This window comes from Caulobacter sp., assembly GCF_017744445.1.
Classification (GTDB): domain Bacteria; phylum Pseudomonadota; class Alphaproteobacteria; order Caulobacterales; family Caulobacteraceae; genus Caulobacter.
On sequence record NZ_JAGIBH010000011.1, the window covers coordinates 102,518 to 120,164 of the forward strand.

At 68.5% G+C, this 17,647-nt stretch carries 20 protein-coding genes; 13 read left to right on the top strand and 7 right to left on the bottom strand.

The window, feature by feature from the left end:
- Positions 1-76 precede the first annotated feature (76 nt).
- The 6 genes from J7528_RS16700 (at position 77) to J7528_RS16725 (ending at position 5,446) form a co-directional block, all read left to right on the top strand.
- Entirely contained in the window at positions 77-583 is a 507-nt protein-coding gene (locus tag J7528_RS16700; RefSeq protein ID WP_291876642.1) for a DUF1993 family protein, read from the top strand.
- Between the two features lie 403 nt (positions 584-986).
- Positions 987-2,516 carry a signal recognition particle protein gene (ffh, locus tag J7528_RS16705; protein WP_291876644.1) on the top strand — a complete coding sequence of 510 codons (1,530 nt, stop codon included), beginning with the start codon at positions 987-989 and terminating at the stop codon, positions 2,514-2,516.
- Between the two features lie 27 nt (positions 2,517-2,543).
- Positions 2,544-3,068 (top strand): 30S ribosomal protein S16, encoded by a 525-nt coding sequence (gene rpsP / locus J7528_RS16710; RefSeq protein ID WP_291876646.1) that lies wholly within the window; start codon positions 2,544-2,546, stop codon positions 3,066-3,068.
- A 57-nt stretch (positions 3,069-3,125) separates the two neighbouring features.
- Entirely contained in the window at positions 3,126-3,713 is a 588-nt protein-coding gene (gene rimM, locus J7528_RS16715) for a ribosome maturation factor RimM (protein ID WP_291876648.1), read from the top strand.
- 16 nt (positions 3,714-3,729) lie between these two features.
- Positions 3,730-4,293 carry an NUDIX hydrolase gene (locus J7528_RS16720; RefSeq protein WP_291876650.1) on the top strand — a complete coding sequence of 188 codons (564 nt, stop codon included), beginning with the start codon at positions 3,730-3,732 and terminating at the stop codon, positions 4,291-4,293.
- Between the two features lie 97 nt (positions 4,294-4,390).
- The gene (locus tag J7528_RS16725; protein WP_291876653.1) at positions 4,391-5,446 is read left to right on the top strand and encodes a S41 family peptidase; all 1,056 of its coding nucleotides are present in this window, start codon (positions 4,391-4,393) and stop codon (positions 5,444-5,446) included.
- 1 nt (position 5,447) lies between these two features.
- On the opposite strand, the gene J7528_RS16730 is transcribed toward J7528_RS16725, so the two are convergent.
- Positions 5,448-6,302 (bottom strand): acyl-CoA thioesterase II, encoded by an 855-nt coding sequence (locus J7528_RS16730; RefSeq protein WP_291876655.1) that lies wholly within the window; start codon positions 6,300-6,302, stop codon positions 5,448-5,450.
- Positions 6,303-6,383: 81 nt separating this feature from the next.
- On the opposite strand from J7528_RS16730, the gene J7528_RS16735 reads away from it, so the two are divergent.
- Entirely contained in the window at positions 6,384-7,298 is a 915-nt protein-coding gene (locus tag J7528_RS16735; RefSeq protein WP_291876658.1) for a histone deacetylase, read from the top strand.
- A gap of 68 nt (positions 7,299-7,366) precedes the next feature.
- Here J7528_RS16735 and J7528_RS16740 read toward each other — a convergent pair whose 3' ends face one another.
- The 3 genes from J7528_RS16740 to J7528_RS16750 all read right to left on the bottom strand — a co-directional run bounded on the left by J7528_RS16740 (position 7,367) and on the right by J7528_RS16750 (position 8,600).
- A complete protein-coding gene (locus J7528_RS16740) occupies positions 7,367-7,465 on the bottom strand; it encodes a hypothetical protein (protein ID WP_004617191.1) in 99 nt (32 codons plus the stop codon).
- Between the two features lie 218 nt (positions 7,466-7,683).
- Positions 7,684-8,103: a PaaI family thioesterase gene (locus J7528_RS16745; RefSeq protein ID WP_291876661.1), complete on the bottom strand. Its 420-nt coding sequence runs from the start codon at positions 8,101-8,103 to the stop codon at positions 7,684-7,686.
- Positions 8,100-8,600 (bottom strand): PaaI family thioesterase, encoded by a 501-nt coding sequence (locus tag J7528_RS16750; RefSeq protein ID WP_291876663.1) that lies wholly within the window; start codon positions 8,598-8,600, stop codon positions 8,100-8,102. The genes J7528_RS16745 and J7528_RS16750 overlap by 4 nt, the downstream gene beginning before the upstream one ends.
- Before the next feature lie 39 nt (positions 8,601-8,639).
- On the opposite strand from J7528_RS16750, the gene J7528_RS16755 reads away from it, so the two are divergent.
- Positions 8,640-9,668: a ligase-associated DNA damage response exonuclease gene (locus tag J7528_RS16755; protein ID WP_291876666.1), complete on the top strand. Its 1,029-nt coding sequence runs from the start codon at positions 8,640-8,642 to the stop codon at positions 9,666-9,668.
- Here J7528_RS16755 and J7528_RS16760 read toward each other — a convergent pair.
- The gene (locus J7528_RS16760) at positions 9,644-10,816 is read right to left on the bottom strand and encodes a citrate synthase family protein (RefSeq protein WP_291876669.1); all 1,173 of its coding nucleotides are present in this window, start codon (positions 10,814-10,816) and stop codon (positions 9,644-9,646) included. The genes J7528_RS16755 and J7528_RS16760 overlap by 25 nt on opposite strands.
- Before the next feature lie 78 nt (positions 10,817-10,894).
- Here J7528_RS16760 and J7528_RS16765 point away from each other — a divergent pair, with 78 nt between their 5' ends.
- From J7528_RS16765 to queG, 5 genes are all read left to right on the top strand, one after another.
- Positions 10,895-11,980 carry a citrate synthase/methylcitrate synthase gene (locus J7528_RS16765; RefSeq protein ID WP_291876672.1) on the top strand — a complete coding sequence of 362 codons (1,086 nt, stop codon included), beginning with the start codon at positions 10,895-10,897 and terminating at the stop codon, positions 11,978-11,980.
- A 31-nt stretch (positions 11,981-12,011) separates the two neighbouring features.
- Positions 12,012-12,935: a cation diffusion facilitator family transporter gene (locus J7528_RS16770; RefSeq protein ID WP_291876675.1), complete on the top strand. Its 924-nt coding sequence runs from the start codon at positions 12,012-12,014 to the stop codon at positions 12,933-12,935.
- A 31-nt stretch (positions 12,936-12,966) separates the two neighbouring features.
- A complete protein-coding gene (gene rfaE1 / locus J7528_RS16775; protein ID WP_291876677.1) occupies positions 12,967-14,418 on the top strand; it encodes a D-glycero-beta-D-manno-heptose-7-phosphate kinase in 1,452 nt (483 codons plus the stop codon).
- Between the two features lie 171 nt (positions 14,419-14,589).
- Entirely contained in the window at positions 14,590-15,276 is a 687-nt protein-coding gene (fzlA, locus tag J7528_RS16780; RefSeq protein ID WP_291876679.1) for an FtsZ-binding protein FzlA, read from the top strand.
- On the top strand, positions 15,257-16,375 hold the full coding sequence (gene queG, locus J7528_RS16785) for a tRNA epoxyqueuosine(34) reductase QueG (protein WP_291876682.1): 1,119 nt from the start codon (positions 15,257-15,259) through the stop codon (positions 16,373-16,375). The genes fzlA and queG overlap by 20 nt, the downstream gene beginning before the upstream one ends.
- On the opposite strand, the gene J7528_RS16790 is transcribed toward queG, so the two are convergent.
- Together J7528_RS16790 and J7528_RS16795 are read right to left on the bottom strand one after the other, a co-directional pair.
- Positions 16,372-16,653 carry a hypothetical protein gene (locus tag J7528_RS16790; protein WP_291876686.1) on the bottom strand — a complete coding sequence of 94 codons (282 nt, stop codon included), beginning with the start codon at positions 16,651-16,653 and terminating at the stop codon, positions 16,372-16,374. The two genes, queG and J7528_RS16790, sit on opposite strands and share 4 nt — an antisense overlap.
- Before the next feature lie 81 nt (positions 16,654-16,734).
- Positions 16,735-17,610, bottom strand: coding sequence for a UTP--glucose-1-phosphate uridylyltransferase (locus J7528_RS16795; protein ID WP_291876689.1), 876 nt, complete (start codon positions 17,608-17,610; stop codon positions 16,735-16,737).
- Between the last annotated feature and the right edge of the window lie 37 nt (positions 17,611-17,647).

The following is a 17,647-nucleotide window of genomic DNA, read 5'->3' on the forward strand; positions in this document are numbered from 1 at the left end:
AGCTTGCGCCAACCGTTCCGCTTCCGGTCGTCACACGCCCGTCCTATCTAGGCGCATCTTCCTTTCGGAGCTTTCCATGTCGATCTCGATCCACCAGGCCAGCGTGCCCGTCTTCGTCCAGGGCCTGAAGGGTCTGAAGGGTGTGCTGACCAAGGCCGCCGCCCTGGTCGAGGCCAAGAAGTGGGACCCCGACGCCCTGCTGAAGGCGCGCCTGTACCCCGACATGTTCCCGTTGATCCGCCAGGTGCAGATCGCCACCGACTTCGCCAAGGGCGGCGCCGCGCGCCTCGCTCAAGCCGAGGTGCCGGCTTGGGACGATGTCGAGACCTCGTTCGAGGACCTGATCGCCCGCGTCGACCGCGCCATCGCCTTTGTCGAAGGCCTGGATGTCGCCGCCTTCGAGGGCGGCGAGGCGCGTGACGTCCAGCTGGTCCACCGTGGCGAGACCAAGACCTTCAACGGCCTGGACTATCTGCAGGGCCAAGCGATGCCGAACTTCTTCTTCCACATCACCACCGCCTACGCGATCCTGCGCCACAACGGCGTCGAGGTCGGCAAGCGCGACTTCCTGGGCACGGCGTAAGCCTTTACCCCACACCCATCCGTTTCCCCGGCGAAAGCCGGGGTCCAGATCCCAGGGCGTTGGGCTGATTGGAAAAGCTCATCGCTCTTGGAGTCCGCCACAGCGCTTTTCCATCTGGGTCCCGGCTTTCGCCGGGAAGACGGATTTGAGGGTCTCTTTTGACTCTTTCAGCTTTTTGAGACATAAGCCCCGGCTTCCGGCGCTTTATCAGCAGCGCCTCCACCGTCACGACCCCGGCCTGTTAGCGCAGGATTCATCCGGACGAGGACGGCGAGGACCCCCGTCGACGTGATCGTCCACGGGGGCTGATCGCGTTTGGCCACCGCCTGCTTGCGAGCAGGCGGCGTCTTAGGAATCGAGCATGACGTCCGTCATGCTCGGGTGTTTTTACTCAGGGTTCGACATGTTCGACGGCCTTACAGAGCGACTTTCAGGCGTCTTCGATCGCCTCGGCGGTCGCGGCGTGCTGTCCGAAAAGGACATCGACGAGGCGCTGCGCGAGGTCCGCGTCGCCCTGCTCGAGGCCGACGTCGCCCTGCCGGTCGTCAAGGACTTCATCAGCAAGGCCAAGGAACTGGCCGCGGGCGAGTCCGTCATCCGCTCGGTCAAGCCGGCCGACCAGGTGGTCAAGATCGTCTATGACGGCCTGGTCGAGATGCTGGGCGGCGAAGCGCCGACCGGCCTGACCCTGGCGCTGAACCCGCCGTCGGTCATCCTGATGGCCGGCCTGCAGGGCTCGGGCAAGACCACCACCACCGGCAAGCTGGCCCTGCGTCTGAGCAAGACCGAGCGCAAGAAGGTGCTGGTCGCCTCACTCGATACCCGTCGTCCGGCCGCCATGGAGCAGCTGGCGACCCTGGCCAAGCAGGTCGAGGTCGAGAGCCTGCCGATCGTCGCCGGCCAGAGCGCGCCGGACATCGCCAAGCGGGCCATGAGCGTGGCCAAGCTGGGCGGCTACGACGTCCTGATCCTAGACACCGCCGGCCGCACCACGCTGGACGAGGCGATGATGAGCGAAGCGGCGGAAATCGCCCGCATCGCCACGCCCACCGAGACTATCCTGGTCGCCGACAGCCTGACGGGTCAGGACGCCGTGCGCACCGCCAAGGCGTTCCACGAGCGCCTGCCGCTCACGGGCCTGATCCTGACCCGCGCCGACGGCGACGGCCGGGGCGGCGCGGCGCTGTCGATGCGCCACGTCACCGGCCTGCCGATCAAGTTCCTGGGCGCCGGCGAAAAGATCGACCAGCTGGACGTGTTCGACGCTCGCCGCGTCGCCGGCCGCATCCTGGGCCAGGGCGACGTCGTGGCGCTGGTCGAGAAGGCCGCGGCCGACCTCGACCATGCCGAAGCCGAGCGCATGGCCAAGAAGCTGGCCAAGGGCAAGTTCGACCTGGACGACCTGGCCGCCCAACTGCGCCAGATGCAGAAGATGGGCGGCATGGAAGGCATCATGGGCCTGCTGCCCGGTGTCCAGAAGGTCAAGAAGCAGATCTCCGAGAGCGGGATCGACGACAGCATCTTCCGTCGCCAGCAGGCGATCATCAGCTCGATGACCAAGGAAGAGCGCAAGAAGCCCGACATCCTGGCCGCCTCGCGCAAGCGCCGCATCGCCGCCGGTTCGGGCGTCGACGTCGCCGAGATCAACCGCCTGCTCAAGCAGCACCGCCAGATGGCCGACATGTTCAAGGCCATGTCCAAGGATGGCGGCAAGGGCCTGGCCCGCATGGCTCAGATGATGGGCGGCGGCGACATGGCGCGCATGAAAAACATGGGCGGCGGCAAGATGCCCGCCGTCGATCCGAATGCAGCGGGAGGCCCTGGCGGCGTCCCGGGGCTGCCCGGTCTGCCGGGCCTCGGGGGCGGCGGCGACGCCAAGCCCAACCCTCTCTCCGGCCTGGGCCTGCCCGGCTTCAACCCGTTCAAGAAATAGAACTTTAGACCTTAAGGACTACCTCAAATGCTGAAGATCCGTCTCGCCCGTGGCGGCGCCAAGAAGCGTCCGTACTACTCGATCGTCATCGCCGACAGCCACTCGCCGCGCGATGGCCGCTTCATCGAGAAGGTCGGCACCTACAACCCGCTCCTCAAGAAGGACGACGCCAACCGCGTCACCCTGAAGGTCGAGTCGATCCAGGAGTGGCTCAAGAAGGGCGCCCAGCCGACCGACCGTGTCGCCCGCTTCCTGGCCGCTCAAGGCCTGGTCGCCTGGACCCACGGCAACAACCCGCAAAAGGGCGCTCCGGGCAAGAAGGCGCAAGAGCGCCTGGCCGAGCGCGCTCAGCGTGAAGAAGAGCGCAAGCAAGCCGAAGAAGACGCCAAGGTCGCCGCCGCCGAAGCCGCTGAAGCCGCCAAGGCCGCCGCTGCTGAAGCCGCCGCCGCCGCTGCTGCTGCTCCGGCCGCCGAAGAAGCTCCTGCTGAAGAGGCCCCGGCTTCTGAAGAAGTGGCCGCTGAAGCTCCGGCTGAAGAAGCCTCGGAAGGCTAATCAGGGTTCCAGCGCCGCCGTCTCTTTCCGAGGCGGCGGCGCGACTCTGTCTGCATCATGGCCGCGACCTCTCCCGATGACCCGATGATCCTGGTCGGCCGCGTGGCCGGCGGCTTCGGCGTGCGCGGCGAGGTGCGGATCACGACCTATACCGAAGACCCGCTGAGCATCGCGGCCTTCAAGACGCTGAAGCGCCAGGACGGCTCGGCCGCCCTGACCATCGCCTCGGCCCGCAAGACCAAGGACGGCGTCGTCTGCCGCTGTCCGGGCGTCGAGACCAAGGAAGCGGCCGACGCGCTTCGGGGTCTTCGCCTGTACGTCCCCCGCTCGGCCCTGCCCGAGCCGGACGAGGACGAATTCTACCTGACCGACCTGGTGGGCCTGTCGGTCCGCCACATCCAGACCGACGTCCTGCTGGGCCGCGTGAAGAGCGTCCAGAATTTCGGCGCCGGCGACATTCTCGAGATCACCCCCGACCTGGGCGGCCCCACCTGGTACTTGCCGTTCACGCGGGCGGCTGTGCCGGAGGTCAAGATCGGCGAAGGTCTGATCCTCGCCGACCCGCCGGCTCTGGTCGGCGAGCATGAAGGGCCCTCCGTGGAAGAGGGCTCGGCCGACGACGAAGAGCTGGGCGAGCGCGACTAATCAGAGGTCTACGGCGATGTCGGACGGAAAGTGGCGGGTCACCGCCTCGCGCATCGTGCATCAGGATCGCTGGATTCATCTGCGCGCCGACGACTGCGTGACCGACGAGGGCGCGGTGGTCGCGCCCTACTACGTCCTGGAATATCGCGACTGGGTCGAGGTCGTGGCGCTGGACGCGGCCAACAACGTCCTGCTGGTCCGGCAATATCGCCACGGCTATGGCGACATCTCCACCGAGCTGCCGGCGGGCAACATGGACCCTGGCGAGACGGATCCGGTCGGCGCCGCGGCGCGCGAGCTGCTCGAGGAAGCGGGCTGCGCTGGGACCCTGAGCAAGATCGGCGAGAGCCGCTCCAACGCCGCCAGCCACAACAACCGCACGCACATCATCCTGGCCCGCGACGTCGTCCGCGTGGCCGAGCCGCACGACGACCCTGGCGAGCGCATCGAAAGCTTCTGGGTCACGCCCGCCGAGGCGATCCGCATGGCGCTGGATGGCGAGCTGACTAACGGCATGCAGGCGGCGGCCCTGCTGCGCGGCCTGGCGGTCGCCGGGGTGGCGCGGATCGAGCCGGTCTAGCCAAACCCGTCGACGGCGGGGCGGGGCTCATCGCATAGGCTTGGACATCACAGCGCCGCCACGGTTTGTGGCGCATGATCTTTTCCAGGAAAGCCTGATGCGCACGCTGACCCTCGCTCTCGCCACCGCCGCCCTGCTGGGCCTGTCGCCGACCCTTGCTTTCGCCGCCGAGGAGCTGACCGCCAAGCAGGCCGGCCAGGTGGTCGACACGCTGGTCACGGACATGAACGGCTATTTCGACCCGGCTCGCGCCGCCAAGGTCCAAGCCGCGCTGAAGGCGCAGCGTGGCCAGCTCGTCAAGATCCACGACCGCCAGGCCCTGGCCGAGGCGCTCAGCGCCATCACCCTGAAGGTCTCCGAGGATCTGCACTTGAGGGTTTCGGTGGCGACCACCAGCGCCGCGTCGGCCTCGATCAGCGACGCGGACCAGGCCCTGGTCGACCAGCGGCTGGCCTATGGCCTGATGGCCGCCCGGCGGCTGCCCGGCAATATCGGCTATCTGAAGCTGCGCTACTTCGAGCAGGAGGCCGAGGGCGCACGGATGATCGACGCGGCCATGGGCCTGCTGCAGCACACGGACGCCCTGATCATCGACCTGCGCGAGAACACCGGCGGCGGTGGGGCCTCGGACGCCCGCCTCATCGGCCACCTGTCGAAGACGCCGCTGGTCATGGCTCAGCTGCACTGGCGCAAGGCCGATGGCGGCGAGGAGATCCAGCAACGCGAGGCCGACACGCCGCAGGCCGGACCTCTGTACGCCGACAAGCCGATCTTCGTGCTCACCGGAACGCGCACCTTCTCGGCGGCGGAGGGCTTCGCTTACGACATCCAGGCCAACAAGCGCGGCCTGTTGATCGGGACCAGGACCCGCGGCGGCGGCAACCCGTCCAATCGCCCGGCCCCGGCGCTGGGCTTTGGCCTGGTGGTTTTCGTGCCCAACGGCCAGGCGATCCATCCGTTGACCGGCAAGGGCTGGGAGGGCGTGGGCGTTCAGCCCGACGTCGAGACCCCGCTGGAAGGCGCTTTGACCGAGGCCTACCGCCGCGCGCTCGCGGCCGCCAAGCCGCTGGTCTCGACCCCGAAGTCGGAAAAGGAGCGCGCCGACGCCATCGCCGACCCGGCGGCGGCGCTGGCGGCGGATCAGAGGCTCTAGATTATTTGCGGACCCGCATCAGACATTCCTGGGCCACCGACGCCACCAGCCGGCCGTCCTTGCCGAACATCTGGCCGCGCACCAGGCCGCGGCCTTGCGAGGCGCTGGGGCTGTCCTGGGCGAACAGGGTCCAGTCGTTGAAGTCGAACGGGTGGTGGAACCACATGGCGTGATCCAGGCTGGCGGCCTGCAGGCCAGGCGTGGTCCAGATCAGGCCGTGCGGGCGCAGGGCGCTTTCCATGAAGGCCATGTCCGAGGCGTAGGCCAGGGCCGCCTGCTGCATGCGGATGTCGTCGCCGAGCGGGGCCTTGGCGCGCATCCACACCTGCTTGGTGCCGGACTTCTTCACCGGGGCCATCGGGTTCTGCATGTCGACCCAGCGGGTGTCGACCGGACGCGGACGCTCGGCCAGGGCGACGATCTTGGGGTGGATCTGGTCGCCTAGGCTTTTCAGGAACTCGGCCTCGGTCGGCAGGCTCTCAGGATCGGGCGCGTCGGGGCGTTCGAACTGGTGCTCGAAGCCGTCTTCCGGCGTCTGGAACGAGGCGGCCAGGTTGAAGATCTGCTCGCCATGCTGGATGGCGGCCACCCGGCGGGTGGTGAAGGTGCCGCCGTCGCGGGCCCGCTCGACCTCGTAGAGCACGGGGGCGTTCACGTCGCCGGGGCGGATGAAATAGGCGTGCAGCGAGTGGCAGACCCGGTCGGGCACGGTCTTGTAGGCCGCCAGCAGGGCCTGGGCGATCACCAGCCCGCCGAAGATGCGCGGGAAGCCGTCGTTCGGGCTGACGCCGCGGAACAGGTTCACCTCGATCGGTTCGAGGTCGAGGATGTCGGACAGGGTCTCGGTCGTCTGCATGGTGCAGTGCGATAGGCCTGTCGGGGCGGGCCTGCAAGTCGTCACCTTGCGTCAGGCGAGCCGGCTCCCCATCGTGGGGCGATGTCGCTTTCTCCGCCCGTGATCCACCACCCTGCGTTCCGCGCCGAGATGCCGGCCGGGCATCGCTTCCCGATGGATAAGTTCTCGCGCCTAGCCAGCGTGCTGGAGGCCGAGGGCGTTCCGGGGTCGGAGGGGTTCGTGAAGCCGGAATTCATCGACGTCGAGACCCTGAAGCTGGCCCACACCGAGGACTATGTCCGGGGCGTGATCGAGCTGTCGCTGCCCGCCGATGTGATCCGGCGGATCGGCATGCCCAATACCGACAGTGTCGCGACCCGCGCCAGGGCGGCGACCGGCGGCACCTTGCTGGCGGCGCGGCTGGCGCTGGAGCACGGGATCGCCTGCAACACGGCCGGCGGCAGCCATCACGCCTCGGCCGAGAGCGGCGCGGGGTTCTGTGTGTTCAACGACGTGGCGGTGGCGGCGCGCCGGCTCTTGGCTGAAGGGGCGATCGGCCAGGCCCTGGTCGTCGATCTCGACGTCCACCAGGGCGACGGCACGGCGCGGATCTTCGAGGGGGATCCCAGCGTCTTCACGTTCTCGATGCACGCCGAGAAGAACTTCCCGCATCGTAAGGCGGTCAGCGACCTGGACGTCGAGCTGGCCGACGGGACCGGTGATCAGGCTTATCTGGAAAAGCTGGAAGAGATCCTGCCGGCGCTGCTGGGCAGCGTCCGGCCGGACATCGTCTTCTTCAATGCGGGGGTGGATCCGCATGCGGACGACAAGCTGGGCCGTCTGTCGCTGACCGATGATGGTCTGGCGCGACGAGAGGCCTATGTCCTGGGCGCTTGTCTTTCTCTTGAGATCCCCGTGGTCGGGGTCATCGGTGGCGGCTACGACGCGGATATCGACCGCTTGGCTGCGCGCCACGCCATCCTGCATCGGACGGCCAAGTCTTTGTATTCTCGTTAGGTCTTGTTCGCCATCTCCGTCGAAGCGGCCCCGAAAGGGCGGCCCGACGGAGTTTACGCGGCGATCACTTACAGGCTCGAAGCGAGCGAACCGGCGATGACGACGAGCGGCAGAACCGCGAGAACGAGCGAGGCGAGGCCGGCGACGGCGTTGGTCTTCATGGTCATGGTCTTGATCCCTGTTTTTGTTGCCCGGCGCCCTCTCGGCGTCCGGTGATCAGGGATATAGGCGCTGACTCCGGTTAATGCACGTTACTCATGCTTCATGACGCCGATTTAAGAAACTTTGTCGCACCTAATCGGCATTACAGAGGATTAATGTCGTCGCCAAATTTAGTTTCCTGGGAAACTTTATCCTTTGAGACGATTGTTCCGGGTCCGGACCGTTAATCCTCGCTGGGCGCCACCAAAAAGAGTCCACGCATCGTCGCGATGGGGGCCGATCGTGTCTCCTGCCAGGCCTCGACATGGACGTTGGCGATGCGGCGACCCAGCTTCTTGATGCTAGCGCGGGCGTAGGTGGTCAGCGGCCGGCCCGAGCGCAGATATTCGATCGAGACATCGATGGTGCGCGGCTGGCGCTTCATCGGCGCGGCCACCGACAGCTGGGCCAGGGCGGTCATCTCCATGAAGGCTCCCAGCACCCCGCCGTGGATAGCGGGCAGCATCGGATTGCCGACGATGTGGTGGGCGAAGGGCAGGATGGCGGTCATCTCGTCGCCAGCCAGCTCGGCCTTGATCCCCAGGAAGCGGGCATAGGGGATGGCGTCCAGCATCGAGACCAGGCGGGTGTCGGCGTCGCTCATTGGTCGGCGCTCCCGGTCTTGGCGCGCCGTTCGCGCGGCGGCTTGAGGTTGGCGCCCGGCTTCTTGCCGGCGCTGCTATCCAGCATGAAGGTCGCCTGGGCGGTGGCCACGGGGTCTTCCGGGTCGCGGTCATAGGCCACCGCGCGAACAAAGGCGACCGAGCGGGTCAGCTTGTAGCAGTGGGCGCGGGCTAGCACGTCCAGGCCCGGCTCGGCGGCGCGCATATAGTCGATGCGCAGGTCGAGCGTGGCGATCGAGGTCCAGGTCTCCATCGACGCATGCACGGCCTGGCCGCTGGCGTGGTCCAGCAGGGTGGTGACCACGCCGCCGGCGATGACCCCGGTCTCGGGATCGCCGATGATCTCGGGCCGGTAGGGGACCTTCAGGATCGCGACGCTGTCGCCGATCTCCAGGGTGGTGAAGCCCAGGGCCTTGGCCTGCGGACTGCCCTCGTTCATCGCCGTGGCGATCATGCGGCTCTGTTCGTTGTCGCTCATGCCTGCTCCTCGTCGGGGATAGGCTTAGCGTCTTCCGCGTTGTCATATCCAGCCGTGATCAAGCCCGAAGACCTTCTGTGTCCCCGGCCGGATGGCCTCTACTGCCCGCCGGGAGACTTCTATATCGACCCTGTCCGCCCCGTGGACCGGGCCGTGATCACCCACGGCCATGCCGACCATGCCCGCGCCGGGCACGGGACGGTCGCCGCCACGCCCGAGACTCTGGCGATCATGGCCACGCGTTATGGCGAGGATTTCACCGGGCGCCGGCAGGCTGTCCCCTACGGCGAGACCATCACCCACAACGGTGTCGAGGTGACCCTGGTCCCGGCCGGCCACGTGCTGGGCTCGGCCCAGGCGGTGGTGCGCTGGAAGGGCCTGACCATGGTGGTCTCGGGCGACTACAAGCGCCGCCGCGACCCGACCTGCACGCGGTTCGAGCCCGTGCCGTGCGATGTCTTCATCACCGAGGCGACCTTCGGCCTGCCGGTCTTCCGCCATCCCGACGACGCGGGCGAGATCCGGAGCCTGCTGGCCTCGGTCGAGCAGTTCCCCGAGCGTTGCCACATCGTCGGGGCCTATGCCCTGGGCAAGGCGCAACGGGTGATCAAGCTGTTGCGGGAGGCGGGGTGGGGAAAGCCTATCTTCGTGCATGGGGCGCTGGAGAGGCTGAACGCTCTGTACGAAGCCCACGGCGTGGAGCTCGGGCCGCTGGCGCCGGCCACCGCCTCGGGACCCAAGGAAGCCTTCGCCGGCCAGATCGTCATCGCCCCGCCCAGCGCCGTGGCCGACCGCTGGTCGCGGCGGTTTCCGGATCCGGTCGACTGCTTCGCTTCGGGCTGGATGCGGGTGCGGGCGAGGGCGAGACAGCGTGGTGTCGAGTTGCCGCTGATCCTGTCCGATCACGCGGATTGGGATGAGCTGACCGCGACCCTCTCGGAGCTGCGTCCCGGCGAGGTCTGGATCACCCACGGCCGCGAGGAGGCCCTGGAGCGGTGGTGCGAACTGGAAGGCTTGCCGGCGCGGGCGCTGCGGCTGGTCGGCTACGACGAGGAGGAGGGCGAGTAGCCTTCCGGGGCGACGCCGACATACCGCGCTCGGGGCCGGATCAGCCGCCCCGTCTGCAGCTGCTCGATCGCATGTGCGGCCCAGCCCGCGCTCCTGGCCGTGGCGAACAGGATGAACGGCGCGTCGGGCGGCAGTTTTAGGGTTCGCGCCAGGGTGACCAAGGCGAAGTCGATATTGGGCGCGAGGCCCGTAGCCGTCTCGGTCGCCGTGCGCAGTTCGGCCAGCAGGGGCGGGGCCTCGAAGGCCGCCAGCAGCGCTGCGGCGCGGGGATCGCCGTCGGGGTAGAGCGGATGGTCGAAGCCCGGCATCGACGCGCCTCGGGCCAGTCTCGCGGAGACGGCATGGACGGCGTCGCGGCGTTCGGCCTCCTCGACAAAGGCCTCGACCCGCGCGGCCATGCCGCCGTGCAGGGGGCCGGACAGCGCCGATAGCCCCGCCAGGCAGGCCGCCGACAGCGACGCGCCGGTCGAGGCCGCCACTCGCGCGGCGAAGGTCGAGGCGTTCAGCTCATGGTCGGCCAGCAACACCAGGGTTCGGCGGACGAGATCGGCGCCGGCGGTGTCCAAGCCCCAGGCGGCGGCGAAGCGGGCGTGGGCCGGGCCTTCGCCGGCCTGGCCTGTCGCGGCGTCGACGACGGCCTCCAGCAGGTCGGCGGCTTCCATGGCGAGCGCCAGCGGCGCGCGGCCTCGGGCGGGGGGCTCGCGGCCGGCGCGGGCCGCCAGGGTCAGGAACAGGCGAGCTCTGGCGCTGTCGGCGACCGGTGGCTCGGGACGGCGCGAGGACTTCAACGCCGCGCCATGACCGCCGCGTAGAAGGCGGCCGACGTTCTCAAGCGTCAGGCCTTGCTCGGCCAGCTCCACGGCGTCGCGGCCTCGGTACCAGAGCCTGCCGCCAGCCACGGTGGTGATCGCCGAGGGCAGCACCGGTTCACCCCAGGCGATGGCCTCCGCGGCCACGTCGGCGGCGCGGCGACCTCGGGCCTTCTTCTGGGCCAGGGCGGCGACGTCCGAGGCACGATAGAGGCTGCGGCGCGGGTCGTGCGGATGGGCGGCGGCCTCGATCCGGCCCCGGCTGACATAGGCGTAGAGCGTCTGCGGCCTGATCCCCAGCCGTTCCAGAACCTGATCCGCGTCGAGCCAATCCGCCATATAGATTGATTATATTGATCAAGATTGACGATCAAGGCTCGCAGGCGCTTTTCATCGGGCGATGAAAGGAGACCTCACATGTTCGATGGTCTTGAGGGCGTCATCGCCGCCCGCACCGTTCTGTCCGATGTCGACGGGGCCAAGGGCCGCCTGGTGATCCGGGGCTACGCCGTCGAGGACCTCTCGGGCCGCACCCGCTACGAGGAGGCCGCTCACCTGCTGTTCGACGGCTTCTTCGAGGATGCGCCCAGCGATCTGGCCCCCGCGTTGGGCGAGGCCCGCGTCCGCGCCTTCGCCGAGGTCGCCGCCCTTGACGAAGCCCTGGCCCGCCGCGATCCGGTCGAGGCCATGCGCGCCCTGCTGGCCCGCCTGCCCGACGGCGACGACCTGCCGACCGCCCTGCTGCTGATCGCCGCCCCGGCCGTGTTCACGCCCGCCGTGCTGCGCGTGGCCAAGGGCGAGAGCCCCGTCGCGCCCGATCCCGCCCTATCGCACGCCGCCGACATCCTGCGCATGACCCGCGGCGCGCCCGCCACCGACGCCGAGGCCGCCGCGCTGGACGCCTACCTCGTCACGGTCTGCGACCACGGCCTCAACGCCTCGACCTTCGCCGCCCGGGTGGTCGCCTCGACCCGTGCGGGTCTGACCTCGGCGGTGCTGGCCGGGCTGTCGGCGCTGAAAGGCCCGCTGCACGGCGGCGCGCCAGGGCCGGTGATCGAGATGCTGGACGCGATCGGCACGCCCGAGAACGCTCGTCCGTGGCTGGAGAAGGCCCTGGCGCGCGGCGATCGGCTGATGGGTTTCGGCCACCGCATCTACCGTGTCCGCGATCCGCGCGCCGACGCCCTGAAGGCGGCTGTGCGCAAGTTGTCGGCGGCCTCGCCCAGCCTGCCGGGCCGCGTGGCCTTCGCCGAGGCCGTCGAGCAGGCGGCGCTGGAGATCCTGCGTGAGCACAAGCCCGACCGGCCGCTGGACACCAATGTCGAGTTCTACACGGCGCTGCTACTGGAGGCCCTGGGCCTGCCGCCGTCCAGCTTCACCTGCGTCTTCGCCATGGGCCGCGTCGCCGGCTGGCTGGCTCACGCCCGCGAGCAGTTGGCCGGCGGGCGGCTGATCCGGCCGCAGTCGGTCTATGTCGGACCCGAGGTGCGCGCGGCGGCTTAGGTTTCCGGGTGGGTTGCGGTAGATAGGGCTCATGTCCCTGTCCGCCGCCGCCGACCCGAAGGCCACCCGCAACGTCGCCCTGCTGTCCGTGGCGACGGCGACCGTTCTGATCATCGTCAAGGCGATCGCCTGGCGGGCCAGCGACAGCGTGGCGATCCTGGCCTCGCTGTCGGACTCGGCCCTGGACCTGGTGGCCTCTCTGGTGACGCTGTTCGCGGTCCGCTACGCCGCCGCCCCGCCGGACGCCGAGCACCGTTTCGGCCACGGCAAGGCCGAGGCCTTCTCCAGTCTGATGCAGGGCGGTCTGGTGTTCGCGTCCGGGGCGCTGATCGGGCGCGAGGCTTTCCACGCTTTTTTCAATCCGCGTCCGGTCGAGCACGGCCTGGCGGGGGTGATCGTGATGATCATCTCGATCGTCCTGACCCTGGGTTTGATCACCGCCCAGACGCGGGTGCTGAAGGCCAGCGGCTCGATCGCCATCGCCGGGGACCGCGCCCACTACGCCGCCGACCTGGGTTCGAACGCCGTGGCCCTGGTCGGGGTGGCGGCCGCTTCGTGGCTGGGCCTGTCCTGGGTCGACGCAGCGGCCGGCCTAGTCGTGGCGCTGTGGCTGATCTGGGGCGCGATCGGCGTCTTCCGCGAGGCCTCGGGCCAGCTGATGGACACCGAGCTGCCGGAGGAAGACCGCGCCAAGATCCTGGCCCTGGCCACGGCGGATCCGCGCATCTTAGGGATTCACCAGCTGCGCACCCGCGCTTCGGGACCTTACGTTCACATGCAGATGCATGCGGATCTGGCCGCCGACATCTCGCTGGCCGAGGCGCACACCATCATGGTCGACGCCGAGAACCGGTTGCTGGCGGCCTTCCCGGCGGCGGATATCCTGATCCACCCGGACCCGCGCGGTAAGGCCGAGCCCCACGGCGGCCTTTTCGCCCAGAGCGTCGAGGGTTGAGTTTTCGGGGCGTGAGGGTACGGAACTGCGCATGAACGACGCCCTCTCCCATCTCCCCCGCGCCTTCGCCGGCAAGACCGTGCTGGTCCTTGGCGACGTGATGCTGGACCGCTTCATCTATGGCGCGGTCGACCGCATCTCGCCCGAGGCGCCGGTGCCGGTGATCGCGGTCGAGAAGGAGACGGCCATGCTGGGCGGGGCGGGCAATGTCGCCCGCAATGTCGCGGCCCTGGGCGCCAAGGCGGTGCTGATCGGCCTGGCTGGCCAGGACGACGCCGGCGCGGCCCTGCGCGGCATGATCGACGCCGAGCATGGTCTGGAAGCGGAGCTGGTCACCGACGCCAAGCGCCGCACGACCGAGAAGGTTCGCTATATCTCCGGCTCGCACCAGATGTTGCGCGTCGACCGTGAGGATCGTGGCCCCGGCGACGCCCCTACGCTGCTCGCCGCCTTTAAGGCGCGCCTGGCCTCGGCCGACGTCGTGGTGCTGTCCGACTACGCCAAGGGCGTGCTGACGCCCGAGGTTGTGCGCGGCGCCATCGACGCGGCCCGCGCCGCCGGCAAGCCGGTGATCGTCGACCCCAAGAGCCGCGACTTCGCCCGTTATGACGGAGCCACCCTGATCAAGCCCAACCGTAAGGAGGCCGCCGAGGCCACGGGCATCACCGAAAACTCCGACGAGGCCTCGGAAGACGCCGGCGCGGCGATCTTGGCCATGGCCCCGGGCCTGGAAGCCGCCCTGATCACCCGCGGCGGCGCTGGGATGACCCTGTCGGTGCGTGGCCAGCCGCATGTCCATCTGCCGGCCACCGCCATCGAGGTGTTCGACGTCTCGGGCGCCGGCGACACCGTGGCCGCCACCCTGGCCCTGGCCGTCGCGGCCGGCGCGAGCCTCCCCGACGCTGCGCACCTGGCCAACCTTGCCGGCGGGCTGGTGGTGGCCAAGCTGGGCACCGACGTCGTCACCGCCGCCGAACTGACCGCCGTCGCGGCGTCCGCCCAGGGCGAGCCGGGCGAGATCAAAATCGCCGACCGCGAGCAGGCGAAGGCGATCGTCGAAGGCTGGCGCGCGCGGGGCTTGAAGGTTGGCTTCACCAACGGCTGCTTCGATCTCCTGCACCCCGGCCATGTCTCGCTGCTCAGCCAGGCCAAGGCCGCCTGCGACAGGCTGATCGTCGGCCTCAACACCGACGCCTCGGTCTCCAAGCTGAAGGGTCCGACCCGGCCGGTGCAGAAGGAGACGGGCCGCGCCACGGTGCTGGCCTCGCTGTCGTCGGTCGACTTGGTGGTGCTGTTTGGCGAAGACACCCCGCTGGAGCTGATCAAGGCCTTCCGCCCCGACGTGCTGGTCAAGGGCGCCGACTACACGGTCGAGACGGTGGTCGGGTCGGACGTGGTGCTGGGCTATGGCGGCAAGGTCGTCTTGGCCGAGTTGAAGCAGGGCCAGAGCACGACCAACCTGATTGCGCGGATGAACAGCTAAGCGAGCGCGTCAGGCGAAGTGTGGACGGTTCGCCGCCCGGACGCGCGTCCAAGGACAATGAGTCAAAGCGCCGCACAAAGGCCTGCTTTTCTTGGATAAACCCCGTTCGGCAACTTCTTGTTAAGCAAAGCGGCGCATCGCTCTTTCGATGCAGCCTGAGCGCACCTGGGCATGAGCGTCGAACGCACCCTTCACCACTTCCCCCTCGACCCCGCCTCGCGACAAGTGCGTCTGGCGCTGGGCGAGAAGCGGCTTCCGTTCGTCGAGATTCAGGTCCGCTATTGGGAGATGCCGCCGGAGTTCACCTCGCTGAACCCGTCGGGCATGCCGCCGGTGCTGGTCGAGACCCGCAACCAGCGCAACCTGGTGGTCTGCGAGACGCGGGCCATTCTCGAACATATCGAGGAGACGGAGAGCGAGCCGCCGCTGCTGGGCCGCGACGCCGGCGAGCGCGCCGAGGCCCGCCGCCTGCTGCAGTGGTTCGACCGCAAGTTCGACAACGAGGTCAACGGCTTCCTGCTGCACGAGAAGATGGAAAAGCGCCTGCTGCGCATGGGCGCACCGGACCTGGCCGCCCTGCGCCAGGGCCGCGAGGCGCTGCGCCATCACCTCGGTTATATCGACGGCCTGCTGCAGACCCGCGACTGGTTGGCTGGTCGCCGCATGAGCCTGGCCGACTTCGCCGCCGCCGCGCACCTGTCGGTGATCGACTATTTCGGCGACGTGCCGTGGAAGGACTTCACCACGGCCAAGACCTGGTACATGAAGCTGAAGTCGAGGCCGGCCTTCCGTCCGATCCTGGCCGACCGCTGGCCCGGCCTCGCGCCGGCCGCGCACTATGACGACCTCGATTTCTGAGCTTAGCCCTCAAGCCATCAAGGACGAGATCCGCGCCGAGGCCCTGAAGCTGGGGTTCTCGGCCTGCGGCTTCGCGGATGCGGCGGCCGGCTGGCCGAACGGCGAGTGGCTGAAGGCCTTCGTCGACGCGCAGCGTCACGGCGACATGGGCTGGATGGAAGAGACGCTGGAACGGCGCTCGCACCCCACGGCCATGTGGACCGACGCCAAGTCGGCGGTGGTGCTGGGGGTCAACTACGGCCCTGACATCGACCCGCTGGAGCAGCTCAAGTCCACGAGCGACGCGGCGATCTCGGTCTACGCCCAGGGCGACGACTATCACGACGTCATCAAGAAGCGCCTGAAGGTGCTGGCCGGCTGGATGCACCGCCGCTTCGGCAATGACGTGAAGGTCTTCGTCGACACCGCGCCCCTGATGGAAAAGCCCCTGGCCCAGCGCGCCGGCCTGGGCTGGCAGGGCAAGCACACCAACCTAGTCTCGCGCCAGTTCGGCTCATGGCTGTTCCTGGGCAGCGTGCTGACCACGCTCGATTTGCCGCCCGACGAGGCCGAGGTTGATCACTGCGGCCGGTGCAGCGCCTGCCTGGACATCTGCCCGACGCAGGCCTTCCCGGCCCCGCGCCAGCTGGATGCGCGGCGGTGCATCTCGTACCTGACCATCGAGCTGGCCGGCCCGATCCCAGCGGAGTTCCGGCCCGCGATGGGCAACCGGATCTATGGCTGCGACGACTGCCTGGCGATCTGCCCGTGGAACAAGTTCGCATCGCTGTCGAGCGAGGCGAAGCTGCGGGCCCGCGAGGCGCTGAAGCAGCCGTCACTCGCCGAGCTGGCGGTGCTGGACGATGCTGAGTTCCGGACGCTGTTCTCGAAGAACCCGATCAAGCGCATCGGCCGCGACCGCTTCGTGCGCAACGTGCTCTACGCGATCGGCAACAGCGGCGACGCCAGCCTGATGGCGGTGGTAGAGCCGTTGCTGGCTGACCCCGCGCCAGTCGTGCGCGGCGCGGCGGTCTGGGCTGCCCGCCGACTTGTCGGCGAGGCCGCGGCGGCCTTCAGGGCGGCGGAGGACGACGAGGCCGTCCTCGCCGAGTGGACTTAGGCGGGCTTGTTCGGCAGCAGTTTGCGGACGCCCAGCCAGAGGCCCGCGCCGAGGGCCGACATCCCGGCATTCATGACGAGAAACACGGCCAGCAGGAAGATCAGGACGCCGACGGCCTGAACCGGATTGTTGGCCGCCTCGCCGTTCATCTTGAAGATCCCAGGCGCCATGAACGCGGCGATCAGGCCAAACAGGGTCAGAGCCACCTGACAGCTGGCCGCCACCGTGAACGTCACGCCAAACAGGCCGCCGAAAGAGGCGGTTTTCAGATACTGCATCGGATCCCCCAACTGGACGGCGCCAGATTGTCGGCGCCGCCCAAGGTTGTCGAGAGGATTTCCCGGTCTCGCAGGTGGCGCCTAGGCCTTCAACGCCGCTTCCACGGCCGCGCGGGCCGCGGCGCCCAGGTCCGAACGCTTCAGGGCCAGGGCGACGTTCGCCTTCAAGAGGCCGATCTTGTCGCCGCAGTCGTGGGTGACGCCTTCGTAGACATAGGCGTGGAAGTCCTGGGCCTTCATCAGCTTGGCCATCGAGTCCGTCAGTTGGATCTCGTTGCCCGCGCCCTTTTCCTGCTCGGCCAGCAGGTCGAAGATCTCGGGCTGCAGGATGTAGCGGCCGGCGATCGACCAGTTCGAGGGGGCGGTGCCCTGGGCGGGCTTTTCGACCATGCCGGTCATGGTGGCCAGGCGACCGTTCACTTCGCCCGGGGCGACGATGCCGTACTTGTGGGTCTCGCTGGCGGGGACTTCCTCGACGCCGATGACGTTGCCGCCGCCGACCTTGTCATAGACCTCGATCAGCTGGCCCAGCGCCGACGGATCGGCGTCGACGATGACGTCGGGCAGCATGACGGCGAACGGCTCGTCGCCGATGATATCGCGGGCGCACCACACCGCGTGGCCCAGACCCAGCGGAGCCATCTGGCGCACGAAGCTCATTTCGCCCGGCTTGGGCAGCTCGTCGCGCAGTTGCTTGAGGATATCGAGCTTGCCCTTGGCTTCCAGCTGCGCTTCCAGTTCGACCTGGTGGTCGAAATAGTCCTCGATCGCGCCCTTGCTGCGGCCGGTGACGAAGACGAAGTGCTCGATGCCGGCCTTGCGGCCTTCTTCGACGATGTACGACAGGATCGGCCGGTCGACGACGTTCAGCAGCTCCTTCGGGGTCGTCTTGGTGCCCGGCAGAACGCGGGTGCCCAGGCCAGCGACGGGAAGGACGGCTTTACGGACGGGTTTCATGAGCAGCTCGTCTGAATATTGGGACGCTGTTTCTAGA

What these genes read in the sequence shown, in the direction of transcription:
- queG (WP_291876682.1), top strand. Translation starts at nt 15,257, where the DNA reads ATGACGACCTCGATTTCTGAGCTTAGCCCTCAAGCCATCAAGGACGAG.
- J7528_RS16750 (WP_291876663.1), bottom strand. Translation starts at nt 8,600, where the DNA reads ATGAGCGACAACGAACAGAGCCGCATGATCGCCACGGCGATGAACGAG.
- J7528_RS16795 (WP_291876689.1), bottom strand. Translation starts at nt 17,610, where the DNA reads ATGAAACCCGTCCGTAAAGCCGTCCTTCCCGTCGCTGGCCTGGGCACC.
- J7528_RS16720 (WP_291876650.1), top strand. Translation starts at nt 3,730, where the DNA reads ATGTCGGACGGAAAGTGGCGGGTCACCGCCTCGCGCATCGTGCATCAG.
- J7528_RS16790 (WP_291876686.1), bottom strand. Translation starts at nt 16,653, where the DNA reads ATGCAGTATCTGAAAACCGCCTCTTTCGGCGGCCTGTTTGGCGTGACG.
- J7528_RS16700 (WP_291876642.1), top strand. Translation starts at nt 77, where the DNA reads ATGTCGATCTCGATCCACCAGGCCAGCGTGCCCGTCTTCGTCCAGGGC.
- rfaE1 (WP_291876677.1), top strand. Translation starts at nt 12,967, where the DNA reads ATGAACGACGCCCTCTCCCATCTCCCCCGCGCCTTCGCCGGCAAGACC.
- rimM (WP_291876648.1), top strand. Translation starts at nt 3,126, where the DNA reads ATGGCCGCGACCTCTCCCGATGACCCGATGATCCTGGTCGGCCGCGTG.
- fzlA (WP_291876679.1), top strand. Translation starts at nt 14,590, where the DNA reads ATGAGCGTCGAACGCACCCTTCACCACTTCCCCCTCGACCCCGCCTCG.
- J7528_RS16725 (WP_291876653.1), top strand. Translation starts at nt 4,391, where the DNA reads ATGCGCACGCTGACCCTCGCTCTCGCCACCGCCGCCCTGCTGGGCCTG.
- J7528_RS16730 (WP_291876655.1), bottom strand. Translation starts at nt 6,302, where the DNA reads ATGCAGACGACCGAGACCCTGTCCGACATCCTCGACCTCGAACCGATC.
- J7528_RS16745 (WP_291876661.1), bottom strand. Translation starts at nt 8,103, where the DNA reads ATGAGCGACGCCGACACCCGCCTGGTCTCGATGCTGGACGCCATCCCC.
- J7528_RS16770 (WP_291876675.1), top strand. Translation starts at nt 12,012, where the DNA reads ATGTCCCTGTCCGCCGCCGCCGACCCGAAGGCCACCCGCAACGTCGCC.
- J7528_RS16765 (WP_291876672.1), top strand. Translation starts at nt 10,895, where the DNA reads ATGTTCGATGGTCTTGAGGGCGTCATCGCCGCCCGCACCGTTCTGTCC.
- J7528_RS16735 (WP_291876658.1), top strand. Translation starts at nt 6,384, where the DNA reads ATGTCGCTTTCTCCGCCCGTGATCCACCACCCTGCGTTCCGCGCCGAG.
- rpsP (WP_291876646.1), top strand. Translation starts at nt 2,544, where the DNA reads ATGCTGAAGATCCGTCTCGCCCGTGGCGGCGCCAAGAAGCGTCCGTAC.
- J7528_RS16740 (WP_004617191.1), bottom strand. Translation starts at nt 7,465, where the DNA reads ATGACCATGAAGACCAACGCCGTCGCCGGCCTCGCCTCGCTCGTTCTC.
- J7528_RS16760 (WP_291876669.1), bottom strand. Translation starts at nt 10,816, where the DNA reads ATGGCGGATTGGCTCGACGCGGATCAGGTTCTGGAACGGCTGGGGATC.
- ffh (WP_291876644.1), top strand. Translation starts at nt 987, where the DNA reads ATGTTCGACGGCCTTACAGAGCGACTTTCAGGCGTCTTCGATCGCCTC.